The sequence below is a fragment of the Staphylococcus sp. GDX8P80P genome (assembly GCF_017893095.1).
Lineage (GTDB): Bacteria > Bacillota > Bacilli > Staphylococcales > Staphylococcaceae > Staphylococcus > Staphylococcus borealis.
In genome coordinates this window covers 1-650 of record NZ_JAESMI010000201.1, presented here as the reverse complement: position 1 = coordinate 650, position 650 = coordinate 1, and the positions used below count along the sequence as shown (strand labels likewise).

General features: G+C 34.0%; 2 protein-coding genes. Both read right to left on the bottom strand.

Going from position 1 to position 650, the window contains the following annotated elements; translation table 11 throughout:
* Window positions 1–371, bottom strand: a 371-nt coding sequence (gene arsC / locus KA858_RS12440) for an arsenate reductase (thioredoxin) (protein WP_210135835.1), incomplete at its 3' end; no start/stop codon positions are given.
* A gap of 17 nt (window positions 372–388) precedes the next feature.
* Window positions 389–650 (bottom strand): ArsB/NhaD family transporter (locus KA858_RS12435; protein WP_281058934.1); only part of this gene is annotated, 262 nt, incomplete at its 5' end.

Genomic DNA, 650 nt, shown 5'->3' with positions numbered 1-650 from the left:
CTTTTTCCAATTTCATCTCTAACACGTTGGAATTCTGGCCATTCTTTTCCTGCTGGATCCTCAAAACCCCAATGCTCTTTTTTAACGTTTGGTGGTAAAATAGGACAATTATCGTCTGCATTACTACATAACGTTACGACCAAATCTGATTGTTTTAAAATATTATTATCAATCAAGTCTGACGTATGGTTTGATATATCAATATCTACTTCTTTCATAGCTTCTATTGCTTTAGGATTAACACCATGCGTTTCAATACCAGCAGAATAGACATTCCAATCTTCAACCAATATTTCCTTTCCCCAACCTTCAGCCATTTGGCTACGACAAGAGTTTCCTGTACATATAAAATAAATTGTTTTCTTATCCATAATTAAAGCCCCTTTTCTTAAAATATGATTAGTGTAAGGTATAAACCTAAGAGTGTTACAAATAGGACTGGAATAGTAATGATAATTCCAGTTTTAAAGTAAGTTCCCCACGAAATCTTCACACCTTTTTGTGTTAAGACATGTAGCCACAATAATGTTGCTAAAGAACCAATCGGTGTTATTTTAGGTCCTAAATCAGAACCTATGACATTCGCATAAATCATACCTTCTTTTAATATACCTGTAGCACTGGATTGACCAATCGCTATTGCATCTATT